Consider the following 20,712-nt stretch of genomic DNA (forward strand, 5'->3'; position numbering starts at 1 on the left):
CTCCATGACATATGTGAAACCATGATCCGGGAATGACCTATCACCCCGGATGAGGCGGAGCTTTCCCGATTTCCTGCGGCCATCGTTCAAGAGCAGGATCCCTGGCTTCCAACCAGGAGATGCCGGTGCGATTCCGGCTGGCCGCTCCATTTTCCAGAACCAGAAAACGCGGCGGGCGCCAGCCTGCGCAGCGGAGTCTCCAAAACTCCGGCTCCCCGGGGCAGCACCGGGACGCCGCGCCAAACTCCCCCGGCGGGGTAGCCAAGCGGTAAGGCAGCGGTCCCATACGCCGCCCAGCGCCGGTTCGACTCCGGCCCCCGCCACCATCCCACCATCCATCCCACAAACCAAGGCTGTGTAGCTGAGAAAGATCAGCGCCTCGCTGAAGACGAGGAGAGTCCGGCGCGCTACCGGACGCAGCCACCATTTTCCATAATACGTTGGCCATGATGTAAGAGCAGCATCCCGCCCTGTGAAGGCGGCCGTACGGGTGCAAGTCCCGTTGGCCAACCCATTTTCCCATTTCCCGATAGCCCCGTAGCTCAACCAGCAGAGCTCCCGACTTTGACTCGGAAGGTGGCGGTGCGAATCCGCCCGGGGCCGCCATTTCAAGGACCTGAAGCTTAGACAGCGAAGCTCCCGGCTTTTAACCGGAGGAGCAGGGCGCAAGTCCCTGCAGGTCCACCATTTCCGTATGGAAACTCCATCTCCGAGTGGAATGGACGCGCGGAGGATGGTCCTATATTACCAGTTCCATGAAATGCCACAGTTGCGGTGGTGCCCTGAAAGGCCCGATGAACTTCTGTCCCTACTGCGGGGTGCGGCAGGACATCGACCTGCGGCAGATGCATTTCCGGGACCTGAGCGTGCCGGACGCCGCACTGCCATGCCCGACATGCACGAAACCGCTGCAGGTCATCCAGGTGGGGACCTCTCCGCCGATGAAGGTGGAACGCTGCGGCGGGTGCTTCGGCATGTTCTTCAACCCCGGGGAGCTGGAGGCGGTTCTGAACCAGCAGACAGAGGCGGCCGTGCGCTTCGACGCGGAGATGCTCGACCAGGTCACCGCCGACTACGGCTTCAACCACGAGGTGATCTACAAGCCATGCCCGATGTGCTCCGAGCGGATGAGCCACCTGAATTTCGGCGGCCGCAGCGGCGTGATCCTGGATCGCTGTGGCACGCACGGCCTGTGGCTGGATGGCGGGGAACTCCGTCGGCTGGCGGAGTGGTGGCGTGCCGGAGGAAAACTCATCCACCAGCAGTCGGAGTCCAAGCGGGTCGGACGGCTGTTCGTTCCGGAGCCGCGCAAAAGCAACCCCACCGGGGGGAGCATCGAATCCCCTGAAAAGCGGGACGACTGGACGTGGGGCAAGCCCGCGGACACCGTCCTGAATACCTTCGACGGCGTGGAGATTGCTTTTGAGGTGATACGGGTCATCGGAAAGGTCGCCGCGGCGGTCATCAAAAGCTGATTTCACCGCTCCCTGCCCGGGAGATTGCGCGCAGAATCCTCCGCCCCCGATTGCTTAGAGCATCCTAAATAAATAATTAGAATTATTCTTGATATCGGTTGCTGGTGGGAGGACTTTCCCGCCGAAATGGTCAGCGAAGCCTCATCCAACCCATCGGACTCCGGGCTCCCCGAGGAGATTTCCGGCCTCCGGATGACGCGCCAGCGGCAGGAAGTCTACCGGATCCTGATGCAGGAGCCGGACCATCCGACGGCAAACGACGTGTTCATGCGGGTGAAGGACCGCCTGCCGAACATCTCTCTGGCGACCGTCTACAACTGCCTCGAAGCGCTTGTCCAACACAACATCATCCGGCAGGTGAACTTCGAGCGCGGCCCGTCGCGCTACTGTTCCAACCTGCAGGAACACGGGCATTTCCACGATTCAGCGACCGGATCGATTCTCGACGTGCATTTCAAGCCGGGGGTGAATCCCGCGGACTTCCTCGACCTGCCGCCCGGCGCGCTGGTCGATGAGATCGAGATCACCGTCAGCGGGAAAATCACCGCCCAACCAAACGCCTGAACCTCTCCCACCACACATGAGCCTCCACATCCAAGACCTGCACGCCACGCTCGAAGACGGCACCGAAATCCTCAAGGGCGTCACCCTCGAAATCCCGAAAGGTGAAGTCCATGCCATCATGGGACCGAACGGATCGGGCAAGTCCACGCTTTCCAAGGTGATCGCCGGCCATGAGGGCTACGTCGTCACCTCCGGTTCCGTGACGCTCGACGGTGAGGAGATCCTGGAAAAGTCCATCGACGAGCGTTCCCGCGACGGGATCTTCCTCGCCTTCCAGTATCCGTCCGAAGTCCCCGGCGTCTCCAACGCCAACTTCATCCGCGCCGCGCTGCAGGCCCGCCTGCCGAAGGGCGAGGAACTGGACGCCGTGGCCTACTACAAGCACCTCTACTCCAAGATGGACCTGCTGGAGATGGACCGGAAATTCACCGCCCGCGCCGTGAACGAAGGCTTCTCCGGTGGTGAGAAGAAGCGCAACGAGATCCTCCAGCTCATCATGCTGGATCCGAAATACGCGATCCTCGACGAGACGGACTCCGGCCTCGACATCGACGCCCTCAAGATCGTCGCCAAGGGCGTGAACTCCATGCGCTCCCCGGACCGCGGCTTCCTCCTCATCACCCACTACCAGCGCCTGCTCGACTACATCAAGCCGGACCACGTCCACGTGATGGCCGAAGGCCGCATCGTCCGCTCCGGCGGTCCCGAGCTGGCGCTCGAACTTGAGAAAGACGGCTACGAATTCCTCAAGGAACCTGCCCTCGCCTGATCATCCATGGCAACGCCCGGCCAACTCACGGAAAAACTGTCCCGCCTCCAGGCCCTCCGGCCGCTGGAGCCTGCGGCGGTGCGTGCGTTGGAAGAAAAGGTCGTCGCCGCATTCGAACTGGAGGTCATCGCCACCAGCAACCAGATCGAGGGAAACTCCCTCACCATCCGCGAAACCGAAATGGTGCTGTCCAAGGGCGTCACCATCGCGGGCAAGCCACTGAAGGACCACCTGGAGGCGGTCAATCTGGCGGCGGCGTTCGGTTACCTGAAAGGCTTGGTCCGTTCGCAGGAGCCGATTACCGGCCGTCTGGTGCGTGAACTCCACCAGATGGTGCTCAGCCGGATCGATGAAGATTGGGCCGGTGTTTATCGCACCGTCCCCGTCCGCATCGCCGGAGCGAAACACCAGCCTCCCGCCTTTCTGGAGATCCCCGGCCTGATGGATGACTGGGAGCGGCAGATCGCCGGTTCCGCGGATCTCCATCCGGCGCTTCTCGCGGCGGATGTCCATGAGAGGCTGGTGACCATCCATCCTTTCGTCGATGGCAACGGACGCACCGCCCGCCTGCTGATGAACCTGGTGTTCCTCCGTGCCAGCTATCCGGCTGTGGTCATCCCTTCGGACTCCGCGTCGCGGATCGCCTACTACGATGCGCTGGAAGCGACCCAGACGGGGAGCGATCCGGAGGCATTCCGGAACTTCGTCGTCCATGCTGCCGACGTGATGCTCGACCGTTATCTGGAAACCCTGGATCCGGCCAAACTCTGATACTTTCACCTTTTCCTCATACTTACCCGAAATGTCCCAAGAAGATCTCGCAGTCCTCGATTCCGAAACCCGCGATGCGATCGACATCGACCGCACGAAGGGCGACTTCACGTTCCCGGAGCGCAACAAGTTCGACGCTGGCCGCGGCCTGACGGAGAAGACGGTGGACTACATCTGCGATGTGAAGGGCGACCCGCAGTGGCTGCGTGATTTCCGCCACCGCGCGCTGAAGGTTTTCAACGACAAGCCGATGCCCACCAACTGGGCGACGAAGGATCTGGAGAACATCGATTTCGACGTCATCCGCTACTACCTCTCCGACGGTGAGAAGCCGAAGCGCTCATGGGACGAGGTTCCGGCGGACGTTCTGGAGACTTTCGAGCGTCTCGGTATTCCGCAGCAGGAGCGCGCGTTCCTGGCCGGTGTGGAGGCCCAGTTCGACTCCGAGGCCGCCTACTCCAACGTGAAGGAGGAGCTGACCAAGCAGGGCGTCATCTTCGTGAACTCCACCGAAGGCCTCCACAAGCATGAGGAGATCTTCCGCCCCTACTTCGGCAAGGTCATCCCGACCGGTGACAACAAGTTCTCCGCGCTCAACAGCGCCGTGTTTTCCGGTGGTTCGTTCATTTACATTCCGAAGGGTGTGAAGCTGAAGCAGCCGCTGCAGGCTTACTTCCGCATCAACTCGGAAAACTTCGGCCAGTTCGAGCGCACGCTCATCATCGCGGACGAAGGCGCCGAGGTGATGTACATGGAAGGCTGCACCGCACCGAAGTTCGAGACCTCCACGCTGCACTCCGCCGTGGTGGAGCTGGTGGCGCTGAAGGGCGCGAAGATCCAGTACGTGACCGTCCAGAACTGGTCCTCCAACGTGTTCAACCTGGTGACCAAGCGCGGTCTGGCCATGGAGGACGCTGAGATCCGCTGGATCGATTGCAACATCGGCTCCCGCCTGACGATGAAGTATCCGGGCGTGGTGATGAAGGGCAAGGGTGCACGCGGCGAGGTCATCTCCATCGCGCTGGCGAACAACGGCCAGCATCAGGACACCGGCGCGAAGATGATCCACGCGGCGGACTACACGACCTCCAACGTGGTTTCCAAGTCGATCTCCGTCGGCGAAGGCCGCTCCACCTACCGTGGCCAGGTCCACATCCCGAAGCATCTCAAGGGCTGCAAGAACAACACCGAGTGCGACGCGCTGCTGATCAACACCAACAGCCGCACGGATACCTACCCGGCCATCACGGTGAAGGGCAACAAGCACTCCACCCAGCACGAGGCGTCCGTCTCCCAGGTATCGGAGGACATGCTGTTCTACCTCATGCAGCGCGGCCTCAACGAAGGCCAGGCGATGTCGCTGGCGGTGAACGGTTTCATCAACGACCTCGTCCGCGAGTTCCCGATGGAATACTCCGTCGAGCTCAAGCGCCTCATCGACCTCGAGATGGAAGGCTCCGTCGGCTGATCCCGCACCCGCCGTTCCATGATTTCCGTCACTCCGCCTGATTTCCTCAGCTCTCCCGAAATGTCCACTACGCTCGCTCCGGCGCCACAGACTTCCGCCTCATTCCCCGCATGGTTCGCCGACCGCCAGAAGGCGGCATGGGAACGCTACCTGGCCACCCGCGCGCCGAAGCGCGGTGACGAGCCATGGCGTTTCGCGAACCTCAAGCAGCTCGACTTCACCGGCTTCGAACGCGCCGGAAAAGTAGAGTCCGCGGAGTTGGTCGCGAAATCCACCGGTCTGGAGGCCCCGGCGGCGAAGCTGGTGTTCGTGAATGATGAGCTGGTCAGCTCCGAGTCCCCCGGTCTGCCGGAGGGCGTCGTCTGCCTCCCGCTCGCGCAGGCGCTCGTCTCGCACGGCGACCTGGTGCAGGAACATTTCATGAAGCAGGAAACGCGTCTCGGCTCCGCCAAGTTCGCCGCCCTGCACGAGGCATCCCTGACCAACGGCCTGTTCGTCCATGTGCCGGACAATGTCGAGGTGGCCGGCACCATCGAGGTGCACCACTGGATTTCCGGAAAGAACGTCGTCGTCTATCCGCACACCCTCATCGTCACCGGCAAGCACGCCAAGGTGCGCGTGGTCGATATGTTCCGCTCCGCGGATGACGCGGAGCCGGGCGTGGTGATCGCCTTCAACGACCTGCGCACCTCCGCCGGATCGAAGCTCGACTACGTCGCCCTGCAGGCGCTCAACGAGCAGACCCGCATGATCCAGATCAACGAGACCGGCACGGCGAAGGACGCGTCCACCATCGGCCTGATCGTGAACACCGGCGCGTCATGGGTGCGGAACGAATCGCTCTCCCGCCTCGAAGGCCCGGGCGCACGGTCCGAAATGCTCTCCGTCTCGATCCCCTCCCACGAACAGGAATACGACCAGCGCACGTTCCAGCACCACGCTTCGGACCACGCCTACTCGGACCTGCTCTACAAGAACTCCCTCTACGACCGCACCCGCACGGTGTTCTCCGGTCTCATCTTCGTCGATGAGGGCGCGCACTACACGGACGCCTACCAGACCTGCCGCAACCTGCTCATGAGCGATGACGCGGAAGCCAACTCCATGCCCGGTTTGGAAATCAACGCGGACCAGGTGAAGTGCTCCCACGGCAGCACCTCCGCCCAGATCAGCGATGAGGAGATCTTCTACCTCCGCGCCCGCGGCATCGACCCGGTGAACGCCCGCCAGCTCATCGCCCGCGGATTCTCCGTGGAAGTGGTGGAACGCCTGAAGGATGACGCGACGGAAGAACTGGTGCTGCGCTTCATCGACGACAAGTTCGCGAAGATCGCCGCGGCGGTGTGAGGCGGTGGAGCGCTGGCTTCCGCCGGCACTTTCATTTCACGAAGCCAAGTCGGCTGAAGCCGGCGCTCCATCCCCGGAGAAGTTCACTACCCCACGATTGTTGCGCGGCTCCGCGTCTGTTATAGAACGGACACGATGAACCGCATCGACCGTCTCACGGGGATGATCCTCCTGCTGCAGAGCCACCGTGTCATCACGGCGGAGAAGATCGCGGCGCACTTCGAGATCAGCGTGCGGACGGTCTACCGTGACCTGGCGGCGCTGGGGGAGGCGGGAGTGCCCATCATAGGCGAGGCGGGCATGGGTTACTCGCTCATGCGCGGCTACCATGTGCCGCCGGTCATGTTCACGGAAAACGAGGCGGCTGCCCTTTTCCTAAGCGGGGAGGTCACGGATCAGATCGCGGATGAATCGCTTCGCGGTGCCCTGCGGGATGCGCTGCTGAAGATCCGCGCGGTGCTCCCGGCGGAGAAGCGTGACTATGTGAACCGGCTTTCACGCTCCGTCCGGGTGTGGCTGCCGGTGCCTTCCTCAGGCGAGGAGGAACGGCAATCGCTGATGCCGCTGCAGCATGCGGTGGTGCGGAAACAGTGCGTGGCGCTGACGTATGACGCCGGGAGACGCGGGTTGGTCACGGACCGGATCGTGGAGCCGCTGGGGGTCGTGTTCTACGGCAGGCAGTGGCACCTCATCGCCCACTGCCGACTGCGGGGAGCGGTGCGGGATTTCCGCCTGGACCGGATGGACGGCTGGCAGGTGCTGGAGCAGCGCTTCCATGGCCATGATGATTTCTCGATGAAGGACTTCCTGGCGGAACAGATCCGTGCGCACGAGATCATCCCCATGGCCATCCGGTTCCGGCAGGAGGTGATGGAACGCGTGCGGACGGAGTGTTATTCCGCCTCCCTCACAGAATGCCCGCTGCAAGATGGTTGGGTGCGGGTGGAGGGACTGACCTCCTGCACGAAGTGGATGGCGTCCTGGGTGATGGGCTTCGGCCTGGATGCGGAGGTGGAGGAACCCGCGGAACTGCGGGAGGAAATCCGCTCGCTGGCAGGGCAGATGGCGGAGAGATACCGGGCCGCGGAAATTTTTTCAGCCTGCTGACATAGGGTTGTCAGTAGGGGGTGGTTGGATGGCTGCGTGTCCGGGATGACTCCGGATGTTCCAACCCCAACTACCCGAAAAGATGAAAAGCAACGCAGTGAACTGGTTTGAGATCATGGTGGCCGACTTCGATCGCGCGAAGACCTTTTACGAAACAATCCTCGGCGCGCCGATGGAGGTGACCGATTGCGGCTGCAAGATGGCGCTCTTCCCCGCGGAGTATGACAAGGGCGTGGGCGGTTGCATCACGCTCATGGACGGCTGCAAGCCCGGCGAGGGAGGCACGCTGGTCTATTTGAATGCCGAAGGTGATCTCGATGCCATCCTGTCCCGGATCCCGGGCGCGGGCGGCGAGGTGATCAAGCCGCGCACCGCCATCCCACCACACGGCTTCATGGGTCTGTTCAAGGACACCGAGGGCAACGCGGTGGGCCTGCACAGCATGATCTGAGGCAGAAGACCTACGGGACCCGGACGGCAAACTCCCGTCCGGGCAAGCTCCCACGCGGCCATTCCGGCTTGCCGTGGATGGCGGGGTTTTCTAGCCTCCGCATTGACCTGCCAATGCCCAGCGCCTCCACTCCCACACCCGACCGGATCCGTGATCTGATCGACGGCCAGTTGATCGAGCTATCACCCGGGTTCGGCGCGAAAGACGACCTGTTCGAGGCGGGGCTGGACTCCATGGCGATCATGCAACTCCTGCTCCTGATTGAGGAAAACTTTGGCGTCGAGATCCCCATGGGCGAGGTCACGCGGGACAACTTCCACACCACCACGGCGATCGCGCTGCTGGTGGCGGAGAAACAGACGGCGTGAGCGCGGCGATGGGGAAAAAGCTGGTCAAAATCGGTGAAACCGACGCCTACGTACTGGCCACCGAAAGCCGGATGGGCCGTCGGCAGGGACGCCACGTGAGCTGCACCGTGCTGGAGCTTTCCTCCGTGCCGGACTTCACCAGGCTCCGGAAAGCACTGGAGGAGACGATGCGCCGCCATCCCATCCTCGGGTCCGCCGTCAGCCGCCCGATTCCCTCGCTCCATGCATGGTATGTCCGCTCAAAGCATGCGGCGGACACCATCCCCCTCCACCTTCATGAAGGCGGCTCAACCTCCGCGCTGCTGGATTTCCTCCTCAATGACGCCGGCCCGGAGCTGGAAAAACCGCGCCGTTGCCATGTGCGGATGGACGCGGTGATCCATGCCGGTGGCACCTGTGATCTGATCCTGACCTGGCGGCACATCGTGCTGGATGGCGTGGGGGCGGAATGGCTGGTCCGGGAGATCGCCGCGCTGTGGGAGGATCCGTCCGCGGAATCCGTGGCTCCGGGTTTCTCCCATCCCACCGGCTCAAAAAGGAACAGTCTGCACGAACGCTGGCAGGCCACCAGACCGATGCTGGACCATCTCATGGAGCTGCTGAAAACCGGCATCCGCTCCCTGACACCGCCGGGCGCGAAGGTTGGAAGGCTCAGGTTTTCCCGCCAAGTGCTGACGAAGGAGGAATCCAACGCGGTGAAACAACGGGCCGCCACCATCGGCGGGCCGCTGGTGCAGACACACTTCTACCTGGCCGCCGCCATCCTGGCACACCACGCCGTCTGGCGGGGATTCCGCGGAGGGCTGCCGGAGCAGGACGTGGTCGCCCTGCCGCTGCAGGACCGGCCCCGCGGAAAACCCGGCCCCATCTTCCGCAACAATGTTTCCGTGATGTTCCTCCATACCCGGAAAGATGAAGCGGACGACATCGCGACGCTCACCACCGCGCTCATCCGCAGGCAGCAGGAGGCCATGCGCGCGAAGCTGGTGGACTCCTTCGCCGAGATGCAGCGGTGGATGATGGTCCTGCCCTCCCCGGTGTATGCGAAGTTCCTGGACATGCAGATGAAGGGACAGACGACTTCCTTCCACCACAGCCACACCGGACTGTTCGCGGGCGGCCTGGAGACTTTCGCCGGGGCCGCCATCACGAACGCGTGGCATGTTCCCGGATTCTACGGCCCACCTGGTACTGGGGTCTTCGTAGGAGAGCATCGCGGCCGCATGACCATCACCACCTCCTGGCGCGACGGCGTCCTGACCCAGGAAGAAGCGTCCGCCCTCCAGACCGCTTTCATTTCATCCCTCACCGGCAGTCCATGAACATCACCGATGAAATCTTCCGCCGTTGTGATCCCGCAGCCACCGCGCTGGTGGAGGGGGAAACCAGGGTCACCTACGGCGCGTTGCGGGACATGATGCAGCGGGCCGCCGCATCGCTGGAGCAGTCGCCGTTATTCCCTGAGCACGCGCGCGTGGCCATCAGCATCCCCAACGGGATCGACCACATCGTCTGGTCCCTGGCGGTGCTGAAGGCGGGCGGCACGCTAGTACCGGTGCCGGGGGAGCTGGCGATGCCGGAGCGCGCGAAACTCACCGCCACCACGGCGGTCCACTGCCTCATCGCCACCGCCGGCCAACCATGGACCGGTCCGTCCGGAGCCAGCGAGGAGATCGACGGGGCCACCCTTCACGGGGATTTCGGACATGTGCCGTCGTTCGATGAACCCACCCTCAATGCGCTGAATCCCGCGCTGATCCGCTTCAGCTCCGGCACCACCGGCCGCAGCAAGGGCGTGGTCCTATCCCACGAGACGCTGCTGGCCAGGGTCACCGCCTGCAACAGCGGCTTCGGCATCGGCCCGGCGGACCGCGTGCTGTGGATCCTGCCGATGGCGCATCATTTCGCCGTCTCCATCGTCCTCTATCTGCTCCACGGCGCGACCACCCTGCTGGCGAAGTCCCACCTGGGTGAGGACCTGATGGACGAGCTGGAGAAAACACGGGCCACCGTCCTCTATGCGGCTCCGTTCCATCACGGGTTGCTCGCCTCCTGCCCGAACGCCCGCCCTCTCCCCCACCTGCGGCTGGCCGTGTCCACCGCCGCCGCCCTGCCCGCCACCGTGGCGGAAAAGTGGCTCGCCCGGTTCGGCATGCCGCTCACCCAGGGTCTGGGCATCATCGAGGGCGGGCTGCCTCTGCTCAACCTCCGCCATGCAATGGACAAGCCATTGTCCGTCGGCAATCCGCAGGCCGGGTTCCAGATCCGCATCCAGGATGCCGATGAAAACGGCATCGGCGAGCTGCTGCTGAAAGGCCCGGGATTCTTCGACGCCTACCTCGATCCCTGGCAACCGCGTGACGCGGTGCTGGAAGACGGCTGGCTCGCCACCGGGGACCTCGCATCGATTGATGGGGACGGCAGCGTGAGCCTCGCGGGACGGCTGAAATCCGTGATCAACGTGGCCGGACTGAAATGCTTTCCGGAGGAAATCGAAGCCGTGCTCAACGAGCAGCCCGACGTGCGGGAATGCCGGGTCTACGCCCATCCGCATCCGGAAACCGGCTCCATCCCGGCGGCGGAGATCGTATTGCGCGATCCCTCCAATCCGCCGAAGAACCTCAAGCTCATCACCCACTGCCGCGAGCGGCTGGCCGCCTACAAGGTGCCGCTGAAGTTCACCTTCGTGGAGAAGCTCCAGCGGACCGCATCCGGCAAGATCCAGCGGTAGGGGGTAAGGTATCCCGGGATCAGTCCGTGCCTTGTCAGTGAATCCGTCGATGCTCGCCGCCCGAGAATGAGGGTGCCCTTACTTTCTCCTCCACACGGTCATCATCGAGCGGGTCCACTGGAACTTGCGGGCCGTTTCGCGGATCAGGAAAGGCTCCTCGCCGCGCCGCAGCAGGTCGAAGGTTCCGCCGAGGCGGTCCGCCAGCCAATCGAACGTCTCCCCCTCCGGCCAGTTGCCGATGGGGGTGAAATCTTCCAGCCAGGTGCATGGGGTGGCCAGCACCAGCTCCCCGCCGCTTTCCACCAGGGAGGGCAGGCGTGCCAACAGCCGCTCCGGCTCCGGCAGGCGGCACAGCAGGTTCGCTGCATGCACGCGGTCGAAGGTCCCGAGGGATTCCGGCAGGGACATCGCGTCGCCCTGTTGGAAAGTGAGGTTCTCCGCCGCGAACGGTGCGCGGGCGGTGAGGGTGGTTTTCAGCCGCCCTTCCTCCAGCCGTTGGTAGGCCAGTTCCTTTCCGCCGCGCAGCGTCTCCGCGGCGGCGATGAAGGCATGGGAAAAGTCGATGCCGATGACCTCCGCGCAACCGCGTGATATTTCAAAGGCGGAGCGGCCGACGGCGCATCCCAGGTCCAGCCCCCGGCGGGCATTTCCCGGCGTGAACCATTTCACCGTGCGTTCCGCGAAGCCCAGGGAGGCCCGCATTTCCGCAGGCCAGTCCCCGCCGTCCGGCAGGATGTCCGCCTCCGTGCCGTAGTGGAACAGCAGGTATTCATCCACCAGCTTCGTGGTTTCATAGACCGCGCTCATTCCCCACCTCCCGGCAGTTGGTCCGGCTCCATCCGGGAAAGTTTCTTCTTCTCCCGCGCCTCGCGGAAAAAACCCTGGATCAGACCCAGGCACTCCTCGCCCAGAATGCCCGCCGTCACGTCGCAGCGGTGGTTCAGCGGCGGGTTCGACTCCAGCAGGTTGATCCACCCGCCAGCGGCCCCGCCCTTCGGGTCCGGGCAGCCGAAGACGACCCGTTCCGGCCGGCAGTGGACGATCGCCCCGGCGCACATCGGGCACGGTTCCTTCGTCACGTAGAGCGTGCAGCCCTCCAGCCGCCAATCACCCAGCACGTTCTGTGCGGCGGTCAGTGCCAGCATCTCCGCGTGGGCCGTCGCGTCCTTCAGCGTTTCCACCTGGTTCCACGCCCGGGAAATGACGCGGCCTTCCTTCACGATCACCGCGCCGATGGGCACTTCGGTCGCGTTGTAGGCGCGCCGCGCCTCCCTGAGCGCCTGCCCCATGAAGTAGGCGTCGCTGTGCAAATCGATGATCGGTTCCTCCACGCCCGCTTTCCTGCGCCATCTTGCCCCCCACTTCAACGCCCCATTTTGCTCCTGATCGACAAAAGTGCCGGGTCTTCCTACCGTCAGCCGCGTGACGGCAACAACGGCGAGGCGGCGAGAGGCTCCATGGATGGCGGGCATCCGCGCCGCGCGGGCGAACGTGGTGCCGGGCCTCATCGTCCAGGCCGCCATGTTGGCCGTCGTGCTGGCGTATTACTTCTACCCGCCCACCACCGGCTGGCTGGATGCGATGGCCCAGGTGAAGGCACGCTGGGGGTACCTCTATTCCGCGGTGGCTGCCATCGTCGCGGGTGCGCTGCTGCCGGAGATCCTGCGCGTGCTCGTTTTCCAGAAAGGAAAGATGCGGCGGAGCAACCTGCGGAACCTCCTCTACACCGTCCCATTCTGGGCCATCATGGCGGTGACGGTGGATGCGCTCTACCGCGCGCAGGGCGTGTGGTTCGGCACGGAGGTGACATTCGCCGTGGTGGCGAAAAAGGTCATCATCGACCAGTTCATCTACAGCACCCTCTTTTCCGGCCCTGTGACCGTGTGGTTCTACGACCTCAAGAACCATGGGCGGGACGCCACGCGCCCGGCGGAATTTTTCACCGTCTCCCACTACCGGGACCACGTGCTGCCCGTCATGTTCGCCACTTGGGGCGTGTGGATCCCCGTTGTCTCCATCCTCTACTCATTGCCTCCCCTGCTGCAGATCCCCATGTACATCCTCGCCCTTACGCTATGGGTCATGATCTACACGTGGATGAGCGAGCAGCAGCGCAAGGTGTGAGGTGAGCGCGCCTTCGCATGGCCGCCATTTCCAGCTTCCTTCTCCCGGCGCGGTTGCGCAGGCTGACCGCTGATCATGGACACGCTGACCCATGCACTGGCCCCGGTGATCCTGGTGAAAATCTGTACCAGGCGTACGGAGGATGCGGGATGGCGTGTCCTGCTCCCCATTGCCGGGGCGGGGGCTTTGCCGGATCTCCTGAATCCTCACCTTTCCCTGGAGGCGAGGGTCGCCAGTTGGTCGCACGGGTTGCCCTGCTGGGCTTTGGTAACGATGATCTTTCTGCTCGGCTCCATGCTCATGTCGCGGCACTTCCGTCCGCGGACGGCGGTAGCCTGTTCCGCCGCCTATCTTTTCCATCTCGTCTGTGATGCCATCTCAGGAGGGATCAACTGGCTCTCCCCATTCGGAACCTTCCAGTGGGGTGAGTCCCTTGCTGTGGATCCCGCTCGATGTCCTATGCGTGCTGGCGTGCTACTATCTTTTCCGCCTCGCTCCGGTCTGGAGAAAGCGGAGGGAGCAGCGCGGATGAAGGTCCGTCCACTCCCGGTGCGCAGGGATTTTACGATTCGTTGATAACCCCGGTTGCGTGCAACTGTATCCCCTTCTGCGAATTCCCGTGAACCCATGAAATCCCTCGCGCTGCTCTTTCTCGGTGCCCTGCCATTGGCGGCGCAACCGTTGCTGACGTTCAACAACCGGCCCCTTGGATCGGTGGAGTCCCCGCTGGTCATCAACTCCTACCTGCCCGACCCGGGGATCGATGAGGCGGTGTTCGCCCGCCATCACAAAGGATTGGTCGCACCCGCCTATAGCCCAAAGGAAGGCCGCGACACCAAGGGGACGGAGAAGCCCGACGCGGGGCTGCCTGCGGCCATCGCCGTGAGCATGGGGCCGCAGCTCGCCTATGTGTTCGACCCGGTGGAATGCCGGCCGATGTATGCTTGGCAGGGTGGTTTCTTGGATTTCACGCCCTATTGGGGGGATGAAAAGCGCGGCTCCCGCGTGTCGAAGGACTACGTGCCGCGGCTGGTGGGGACATTGTTCTACAAGGCGGAGGGGGAGCACCCCCTGAGCATCGGCGGCAAGCCCATCCGTGAGCCGGAATACATCGGCTACTCGCTGGAGAAAGGCGTGCCGCGCTTCGAGTTCAAGGCGGGCGGCCATGTCGTGAAAGCGGTCATCCGTCCGGCGAAGGATTCCTTTTCCTACGAGGCGGAGTGGACCTGCGATCCTCCGGCGAAGCTGGCGTGGAAGGAAGGTTCCTTCACCGCGGAGGGCGAGGGGAAGATGCTCCTGGCGTTCACCGGGAAGAGCCTCGGCGACTTCCACGGCTATGAGGTGAAGGTGGACCTTTCCAAGGCGAACGTGGAGGCGGGTGCCACGCTGTTCAACGCCTATGGCTGCTCCGGCTGCCACTCCACGGATGGCTCGAAGGGCTACGGCCCCAGTCTCGCCGGACTGGCGGACACGATGAAGGAACTGGAAGGCTCGGCCGAGAAGGTGAAGGCGGATGCCGCCTACCTCTTCGAGTCCATCAAGAACCCGAACGCGAAGGTCGCGAAGGGCTATCCACCGAACTACATGCCGCCGTACCAACTGAAGGATGTGGAGATCAACTCGCTCGTCCTTTTCATCCAATCCATCGCCAAGCCCGAATGAAAACGCTGCTCCTTCTCCCTCTGCTGGCCGCCGGTGCGATGGCCGACGACAATTTCGCCGAGTGCTATAAAGTCGAGGACATCAAGCTGCCTCCGGGCGTTCCTCCGGAAGTCGGCGCGATCGATTTCGCGCCGGACGGCACGTTGTTCGTGGTTCTCCGCCGCGGCGACGTGCTGCGCGCGAAACCGGAGGCGGATCCCACGGCGTTCAAGTGGGAGTTGTTCGCCACCGGCTTCCACAACGGCTGCGGTGTCCACGCCATCAGCCCGACGAAGATCCGCGTCACCGAGATGGCGGAGATGACCCAGGCGGAGGACACCGACAACGACGGCAAGGCGGACCGCTACACGCGCTTCTCCTCCGGCTGGGGCCTCAGCGGGAACTACCATGAAACCAACACGCTGACCGGCGATGGCAAGGACGGCTATTTCCTCTCCATCGGCACCGCCTCCCACAACGGCCCGGTGTTCAGCCACGTGCTGGGTGACTACTCTCCGGCAGGCCGCCGCGGGCGGAACTTCTCCGCCGTGAAATGGCGCGGATGGATCCTCCACTGCGATGCGGCGGGAAAGCTCACCCCGTGGGCCAGCGGCTTCCGCATGCACAATGGCATCTACCGGGATCCGGACGGCAACCTGTGGGCCGGCGACAACCAGGGCGACTGGAAGGCCGTCACCCCCCTGTATCACATTGAAAAGGGGAACTTCTACGGCCACCCCAGCAGCCTCGTCTGGGATGCGAAGTGGGAGGGCAAGGACCCGCTGGCCTTCTACCGGGAGAACCTCGATCAGTATAACAAGGACCGCACCAAGGCGGCGGTGGAGATTCCCCACATGGAGATCAACCGTTCCGCGGGCGAGCCGATGGAGATCCCGCGTGACGGTTCCTTTGGTCCCTTCGCCGGGCAGTTGTTGGTTCCGGACAACAACGGCACGCGGATCTCCCGGGTGATGCTGGAGAAGGTGAACGGAAAGTTCCAGGGGGCGGTCACCCACTTCATCGACCAGCACGGCCTGCGCTCCGGGAACCACCGCCTGCGCTTCACGGCGGATGGGAAACAACTCTACATCGGCCAGACCGTCCGTGGCTGGGGCGCCCCGGCGGAGGGTCTCCAGCGCATCACCGCGCTGGGCGGAGTGCCGGAGGACATCGAGACGATGAAGATCACCCGCAGCGGTTTCGAGATCGCGTTCACCAAGGAGATTCCCGATGAACTCGCGGATGCCAAAGGCTGGAAATTCTCCTCATTCACCGTCCAGCCTCGCTGGGTCTATGGATCGGATCCGGAGAACCTGAAAAACCACGAGATCAAAGCCATCCGTAAAACCGGGCCGAAAACCGTCGGAGTGGAGCTTGCGGATTTCTCCGCCGGGTGCATCTACCGCCTGGATCTCCAGAACGTGAAATACGCCGAAGGAAAGAAGCGGACCGAGCTGCAGAACAACCTGTTCTTCTACACCGCGAACGAACTGCCACGGTGAGAATTGGATGGAGCGCCGGCTGAAGTCCAATGCCTTTAAGGATTGGGATCCGAAGGTAGAAGGTCGCCTTTTCCGGCGCAGATTAAAGGATTAAGAATGGATTGCGCGGATGTGGGAAGAAGCAGGAACCACCGCAAGGCCAAAGCATATCCTCCAGAGAATCAGAATCTGCGGAATCATTTCTTAATCCTCTCAATCTGCGGTTCAAAAAATGCCGCTTTGTTACGATAGTTACCCCAATCCTTAACGGCATTGGACTTCAGCCGGTCCCGGAGAATCCAGCCAAGCGAAGCCAAGCCGGCTGAAGCCGGCGCTCCGTCCCTCCTGCTTGTCAGGGCTGTTCGGCGGGCGCTCCCGCCATCAGCAGGTTGCGGAACTGTTCGCTCCAGTCTTTCGCGCTGCTGTTGCCGAGGTTTTTCTCGATGTGGTTGATCATCCTGACCGCCGCCGCCGCCTGGTCACCCGCTTTGAAGAGATCGAGTTCCATCTGCCACTGCATCACCGGGAGCACGTCATTGAGGAAGCGGTCCACTTCGGGCGGGCGGGCGTTGTCAGCCATGCCGATGCGGCCTTCCTCGCGCTGCCTGCCGCCCCCGGCTCCGGCAGCCCTACCGGTCCAGTACTCCACCACCGCGCCTTCCTGCTGCATGCGGCGTACCCATGCCTCCTTGAGCTTGTCGATCCCGGCGGAATTCCTCAGCGGCGGCATGACCATCTGTTCATAGATGATCTGGATATCGACCGGACTCAACGCCCACTTGTCCACCTTGATGTTGGTGATCTCGTAGGCTTTGGCGAACACCGTGCCGGTCACCGACTGCTTGAGGACCTGCTGCTGGTCCTTCAGATTCGGCAGGTCGCGGAAGACCGCGTCCATGGCGCTCTGCGCGATCGTGGTCAGCCGCTCGCGGTCGGCATTCTCCGAGGCCGCCTGGCATGTCAGGGACAGCCAATAGAGCTGGTGGCGCAGGGCGAGCTTGAACGACGGGGCGGAAAGCTTGTCCCCTTCCTTCCGCTTCCATTCGCGGAAATCACTCTCCTTTTTCTTCTGGTCGATGAAATCCACCTTCTCCACGCACTTGAGGTAGAGGGCCAGAGCGTCGTCCTCGGAATTCATCGCCGCGGCGTAGGCTTGGACCCCTGCCTGGAAACGGGCGTCCAGACGCTCGGTCGCGGACTTTTTGAGCATGTCCAGGCGCTCGATGAGGGCTTCCCGGTCCGCTTCGGACAAGGGCGCCGCGTGGAGCTGGGACATGCCCAGTGCGAGGATGAGTGGGTTTAAGAGTAAGCGCATAACACGACTCATTACAGATTCGTCAATGTAGGCAAGCAGGAAGAATGGTCTGAATCCTGCCGATCCGGGGTTTTACGCGCTTGGAAAATTCCGGCGTTGGGGCATGTTTCCCGCGTTCCCACCCACCCCCGCATGAACGCTGGAATCCGCCGTCTGCTGGCCCTCGGGGCCGTCTTCGCCATCGCCTTCTTCGCCGTCTCCGCCCTGCGGATCTGGCGTTCCGGAGGGGATCTCAGGGCATTGGTTCCATGGCTGGGCGGGCAGAACGAAAACTTCCACCCGGAGACTTTCACCCTTCCGGAAAAGGCTCCGCTGAAACTTGATGACGTGGAATTGCTGGGCCGCCTGAATGATGAATACGCCCGCCTCACCCAGGCGGTGGTGCCTTCCGTCGTCAGCATCGACACCGCCAGCGTCCGGACCGAGCGGCTGCTCGACATGTGGGGCCGCCTGCGGGTGAACCGCTACCCCACCCGCGGCCAGGGTTCCGGAGTCATCGTCAGCAGCGAGGGCCACATCGTCACCAACCACCACGTCATCGCCGGGCAGCAGAAGATCCAGGTGACCCTGCATGGTGGCAAGACGTACCCCGCCACCCTCGTTGGCGAAGATGACCTGCTGGACATCGCCGTGATCAAGATCCAGGGGGAAGGCAACTTCACCCCCCTCAAGCTCGGAGACTCCTCCGAGGTGAAGGTGGGCCAGATGGTGTTCGCCATCGGCAATCCCTTCGGCCTGGGCGAGACGGTGACCCAGGGCATCATCTCCGCGAAGGAGCGCTCGATTTCCGACAGCCAGCCGGATCTGTTCCAGACGGATGCCGCCATCAACCCCGGCAACTCCGGCGGCCCGCTGGTCAATCTGCGCGGGGAGATCATCGGCATCAATGTCGCCATCTACTCCCAGGACCGTGAGAATCCCGGTTTCCAAGGCGTCGGTTTCTCCATCCCGTCGAACGATGTGAAGGACGCCCTGCTCCAGATCCTGGAGCGCGGACGGCGCGTCAGGGGATTCCTGGGTGTGGGTCTGCGGGATCTGGATCCCGCGGTCATGGCCTCGACCGGCTACACCGGCAGTGAAGGCACCGCGATTCTGAACGTCGTTCCGGAATCCCCCGCCCAGACCGCGGGCATCCAGGCGAATGACGTGATCCTCCGCTTCGGCTCCCAGCCGGTGCGTAACAGGGCCCAACTGAAGACCCTCATCCAGCGCACGAAGATCGGGGAAAAAATACCGATCCAAGTTTGGCGGGACGGCGCGACCGTGGATGTGGAGGTGACCATTTCGGAGGCTCCCGCAAATCCGGCCAGTGAGAATCCCGCTCCGGAGGAAACCCCGGAAGAATCCCGCAAGCACCTCGAACTGATGGGCATTCATGTGAGGGATCTGACCGCCCAGGAGGCCATCCGCGGCTATCAGGGGATTGTCATCACCCAGGTGCTCGCGGATTCGGCCGCGGCCCGGCTCGTCCAGCCGGGGGACCTGATCATCGGCGTGAACAACGCGCGCGTCTCGCAGGCCCGGGAACTGCTTTCCCAGCTCTCATCTCCGGCTGCCGGGCAGAACACCATCCTCCATGTCCGCCGCGGAGGAAACACCCTCCGTGTCGAGCTGCCGGATCCGCGCGAACGCTGACGATTTCCTCCGTTTTCCTCCATTCCTGATAATCCCGCGGATTTTCCGCGTTCTTAGCACATCCACCCGGGTCCCGACGCTCTCCCGAAACATGCAACGCTCCAAGCTTCCCTACTTCTTCCTCGCGCTTTCCGCCGTGCTGGCGATCTCCGCCGTCGCCCTCCTTTTCATCCGCCCCGGCAGCCCTGCCGTCGTCCAGCCACCGCCGCCCACCGTCGTCGAAACGCCACCGGAGCAGCCGGAAAAACCGGAACTCCCCCCGGCGGTGCCGAACCTCGGCGAGATGCCCGCGCCCGAGAAGCCGGAGGATGTCTTCAAAAACCTGGGTGTGGGTGTGGAGGAAGTCGATCCCTCGGAGCTGGTCGCACGCATCGCCAAGGCGATCGAGGCCGGGGACCTCGCGACCGCCGCAAAGCTCATCGGCAAGGACGCGCTCGATCCGAAGACGCTGGAGCGCCTGAAAAATCTGGCCACCGCCGAAGCGATCAAGCTCCGCCAGCCGGGCGGCGTGCGGGAAGTCGGTGAGCTGGAGTTGAACGCGCTCGCCCGCTGGGCGCTCGAACTCGATGGTCCGGAAGCCGGCCGCGACCGCATTTTCCTCGATCTCCGCCGCAACAAGGGCGTCTGGTCCGTCGAGAAAATCACCCTCCCTCCGGCGGCCGATGAACCCATCCCGAAGGCGATCCTCGCGGATTCCCTCGGAACGGCGGACGCCTTCCTGCAGGCGGTCCTCAAGCAGGACTTCGAGTTCGCCCGCGCCTTCGTCGATCCCGCCACCGTCTCCGACGCGAAGATCGCCGGACTGTGCATCCTCTTCGAGGAGGGCGGCTACCGTCTGCGCACGTCCAAGCCATTGCGCGCGATGTTCCAGCGCAAGGACACCGTGGGCTATCTGGCGAACGTGGAGACGGTGGACGCCGCGCAGTCCGCCCAGTTCGCCATCTCCCTGCGCCAGCCTCCGGCTCCCTCCAACTGGCTCGTTTCCGAGATCAACCTCGACCAGCTCCTCGCGGACTATGCCCGCCGCGTCGCCGGGGGGGACGTCTATTACTCCCCGCTGGTGAAGAATCCGCAGGGAGGGGACACGCTCGCGCTTTACTTCGAGTTCGACGAGGACGAGATCAACCCGCGCACCCGCCGCCAGCTTGAGATCGTGACCATGATCCTCAAGTCCGATCCGGGCAAAAAGATCACGCTTTCCGGCCACACCGACTCGCTGGGGACGGATGGCTACAACCGCAGCCTTTCCTCCCGCCGCGCGGACGTCGTGCGCGACTACCTGGTGAGCGCCGGAGTATCCGAGGCGCAGATCATCACGCTGGGCAAAGGGGCCACGCAGCCCCGCCGCCCCAACGTCACCGAAAGCGGCGAGGACGACCCGGAAGGCCGCCGCGCCAACCGCCGGACCGAAATCTACCTGGATTTCTGAATGGAGGCCGGAGCATCCATCGCAGCTCCTCCGCAA

The 20,712-nt window shown here is 63.4% G+C and carries 20 protein-coding genes and 3 tRNA genes; 20 read left to right on the top strand and 3 right to left on the bottom strand.

Annotation, left to right across the window (positions count from 1 at the left end; genetic code table 11):
• The first annotated feature begins 75 nt into the window (after positions 1–75).
• The 14 genes from KF712_06670 to KF712_06735 all read left to right on the top strand — a co-directional run bounded on the left by KF712_06670 (position 76) and on the right by KF712_06735 (position 11,051).
• A tRNA-Gly gene (locus tag KF712_06670) sits at positions 76–149 on the top strand.
• 102 nt (positions 150–251) lie between these two features.
• Positions 252–326, top strand: a tRNA-Met gene (locus tag KF712_06675).
• A gap of 286 nt (positions 327–612) precedes the next feature.
• Positions 613–687 (top strand) — tRNA-Lys (locus KF712_06680).
• A 68-nt stretch (positions 688–755) separates the two neighbouring features.
• On the top strand, positions 756–1,475 hold the full coding sequence (locus KF712_06685; protein MBX3740656.1) for a zf-TFIIB domain-containing protein: 720 nt from the start codon (positions 756–758) through the stop codon (positions 1,473–1,475).
• A 126-nt stretch (positions 1,476–1,601) separates the two neighbouring features.
• Positions 1,602–2,039, top strand: a complete 438-nt coding sequence (locus tag KF712_06690) for a transcriptional repressor (protein MBX3740657.1) — start codon at positions 1,602–1,604, stop codon at positions 2,037–2,039.
• A gap of 16 nt (positions 2,040–2,055) precedes the next feature.
• Positions 2,056–2,808 carry a Fe-S cluster assembly ATPase SufC gene (sufC, locus tag KF712_06695; GenBank protein MBX3740658.1) on the top strand — a complete coding sequence of 251 codons (753 nt, stop codon included), beginning with the start codon at positions 2,056–2,058 and terminating at the stop codon, positions 2,806–2,808.
• Between the two features lie 6 nt (positions 2,809–2,814).
• A complete protein-coding gene (locus KF712_06700) occupies positions 2,815–3,579 on the top strand; it encodes a Fic family protein (protein MBX3740659.1) in 765 nt (254 codons plus the stop codon).
• Positions 3,580–3,610: 31 nt separating this feature from the next.
• Positions 3,611–5,047, top strand: a complete 1,437-nt coding sequence (sufB, locus tag KF712_06705) for a Fe-S cluster assembly protein SufB (protein ID MBX3740660.1) — start codon at positions 3,611–3,613, stop codon at positions 5,045–5,047.
• Positions 5,048–5,107: 60 nt separating this feature from the next.
• Complete coding sequence (locus KF712_06710) at positions 5,108–6,394, top strand: SufD family Fe-S cluster assembly protein (protein MBX3740661.1); 1,287 nt, start codon at positions 5,108–5,110, stop codon at positions 6,392–6,394.
• 135 nt (positions 6,395–6,529) lie between these two features.
• The gene (locus tag KF712_06715; GenBank protein ID MBX3740662.1) at positions 6,530–7,501 is read left to right on the top strand and encodes a YafY family transcriptional regulator; all 972 of its coding nucleotides are present in this window, start codon (positions 6,530–6,532) and stop codon (positions 7,499–7,501) included.
• Between the two features lie 82 nt (positions 7,502–7,583).
• Positions 7,584–7,952, top strand: coding sequence for a VOC family protein (locus KF712_06720; GenBank protein ID MBX3740663.1), 369 nt, complete (start codon positions 7,584–7,586; stop codon positions 7,950–7,952).
• A 113-nt stretch (positions 7,953–8,065) separates the two neighbouring features.
• A complete protein-coding gene (locus KF712_06725) occupies positions 8,066–8,320 on the top strand; it encodes a hypothetical protein (protein ID MBX3740664.1) in 255 nt (84 codons plus the stop codon).
• The gene (locus KF712_06730; protein ID MBX3740665.1) at positions 8,317–9,642 is read left to right on the top strand and encodes a hypothetical protein; all 1,326 of its coding nucleotides are present in this window, start codon (positions 8,317–8,319) and stop codon (positions 9,640–9,642) included. The genes KF712_06725 and KF712_06730 overlap by 4 nt, the downstream gene beginning before the upstream one ends.
• Positions 9,639–11,051, top strand: coding sequence for an acyl--CoA ligase (locus KF712_06735; protein ID MBX3740666.1), 1,413 nt, complete (start codon positions 9,639–9,641; stop codon positions 11,049–11,051). The genes KF712_06730 and KF712_06735 overlap by 4 nt, the downstream gene beginning before the upstream one ends.
• A 78-nt stretch (positions 11,052–11,129) precedes the next feature.
• Here the strand turns inward: KF712_06735 and KF712_06740 are convergent, their stop codons facing one another.
• On the bottom strand, positions 11,130–11,858 hold the full coding sequence (locus KF712_06740; protein MBX3740667.1) for a methyltransferase domain-containing protein: 729 nt from the start codon (positions 11,856–11,858) through the stop codon (positions 11,130–11,132).
• Positions 11,855–12,523: a tRNA adenosine(34) deaminase TadA gene (gene tadA / locus KF712_06745; GenBank protein ID MBX3740668.1), complete on the bottom strand. Its 669-nt coding sequence runs from the start codon at positions 12,521–12,523 to the stop codon at positions 11,855–11,857. The genes KF712_06740 and tadA overlap by 4 nt, the downstream gene beginning before the upstream one ends.
• Between tadA and KF712_06750 the strand changes: the two genes are divergently transcribed.
• The 4 genes from KF712_06750 (at position 12,513) to KF712_06765 (ending at position 16,318) form a co-directional block, all read left to right on the top strand.
• Positions 12,513–13,175, top strand: a complete 663-nt coding sequence (locus KF712_06750; protein MBX3740669.1) for a hypothetical protein — start codon at positions 12,513–12,515, stop codon at positions 13,173–13,175. The two genes, tadA and KF712_06750, sit on opposite strands and share 11 nt — an antisense overlap.
• A gap of 75 nt (positions 13,176–13,250) precedes the next feature.
• Positions 13,251–13,751, top strand: coding sequence for a metal-dependent hydrolase (locus tag KF712_06755; protein ID MBX3740670.1), 501 nt, complete (start codon positions 13,251–13,253; stop codon positions 13,749–13,751).
• A 51-nt stretch (positions 13,752–13,802) separates the two neighbouring features.
• Positions 13,803–14,837: a cytochrome c gene (locus KF712_06760; GenBank protein MBX3740671.1), complete on the top strand. Its 1,035-nt coding sequence runs from the start codon at positions 13,803–13,805 to the stop codon at positions 14,835–14,837.
• Positions 14,834–16,318 carry a hypothetical protein gene (locus KF712_06765; protein ID MBX3740672.1) on the top strand — a complete coding sequence of 495 codons (1,485 nt, stop codon included), beginning with the start codon at positions 14,834–14,836 and terminating at the stop codon, positions 16,316–16,318. Before KF712_06760 ends, KF712_06765 begins: the two co-directional genes overlap by 4 nt.
• A gap of 331 nt (positions 16,319–16,649) precedes the next feature.
• On the opposite strand, the gene KF712_06770 is transcribed toward KF712_06765, so the two are convergent.
• Positions 16,650–17,612: a hypothetical protein gene (locus KF712_06770; GenBank protein ID MBX3740673.1), complete on the bottom strand. Its 963-nt coding sequence runs from the start codon at positions 17,610–17,612 to the stop codon at positions 16,650–16,652.
• Between the two features lie 132 nt (positions 17,613–17,744).
• Between KF712_06770 and KF712_06775 the strand changes: the two genes are divergently transcribed.
• Both KF712_06775 and KF712_06780 read left to right on the top strand, forming a co-directional pair.
• Positions 17,745–19,247: a trypsin-like peptidase domain-containing protein gene (locus KF712_06775; GenBank protein ID MBX3740674.1), complete on the top strand. Its 1,503-nt coding sequence runs from the start codon at positions 17,745–17,747 to the stop codon at positions 19,245–19,247.
• Between the two features lie 91 nt (positions 19,248–19,338).
• The gene (locus KF712_06780) at positions 19,339–20,676 is read left to right on the top strand and encodes an OmpA family protein (protein MBX3740675.1); all 1,338 of its coding nucleotides are present in this window, start codon (positions 19,339–19,341) and stop codon (positions 20,674–20,676) included.
• Positions 20,677–20,712 lie beyond the last annotated feature (36 nt).

This window comes from Akkermansiaceae bacterium, from assembly GCA_019634595.1.
Lineage (GTDB): Bacteria > Verrucomicrobiota > Verrucomicrobiia > Verrucomicrobiales > Akkermansiaceae > Luteolibacter.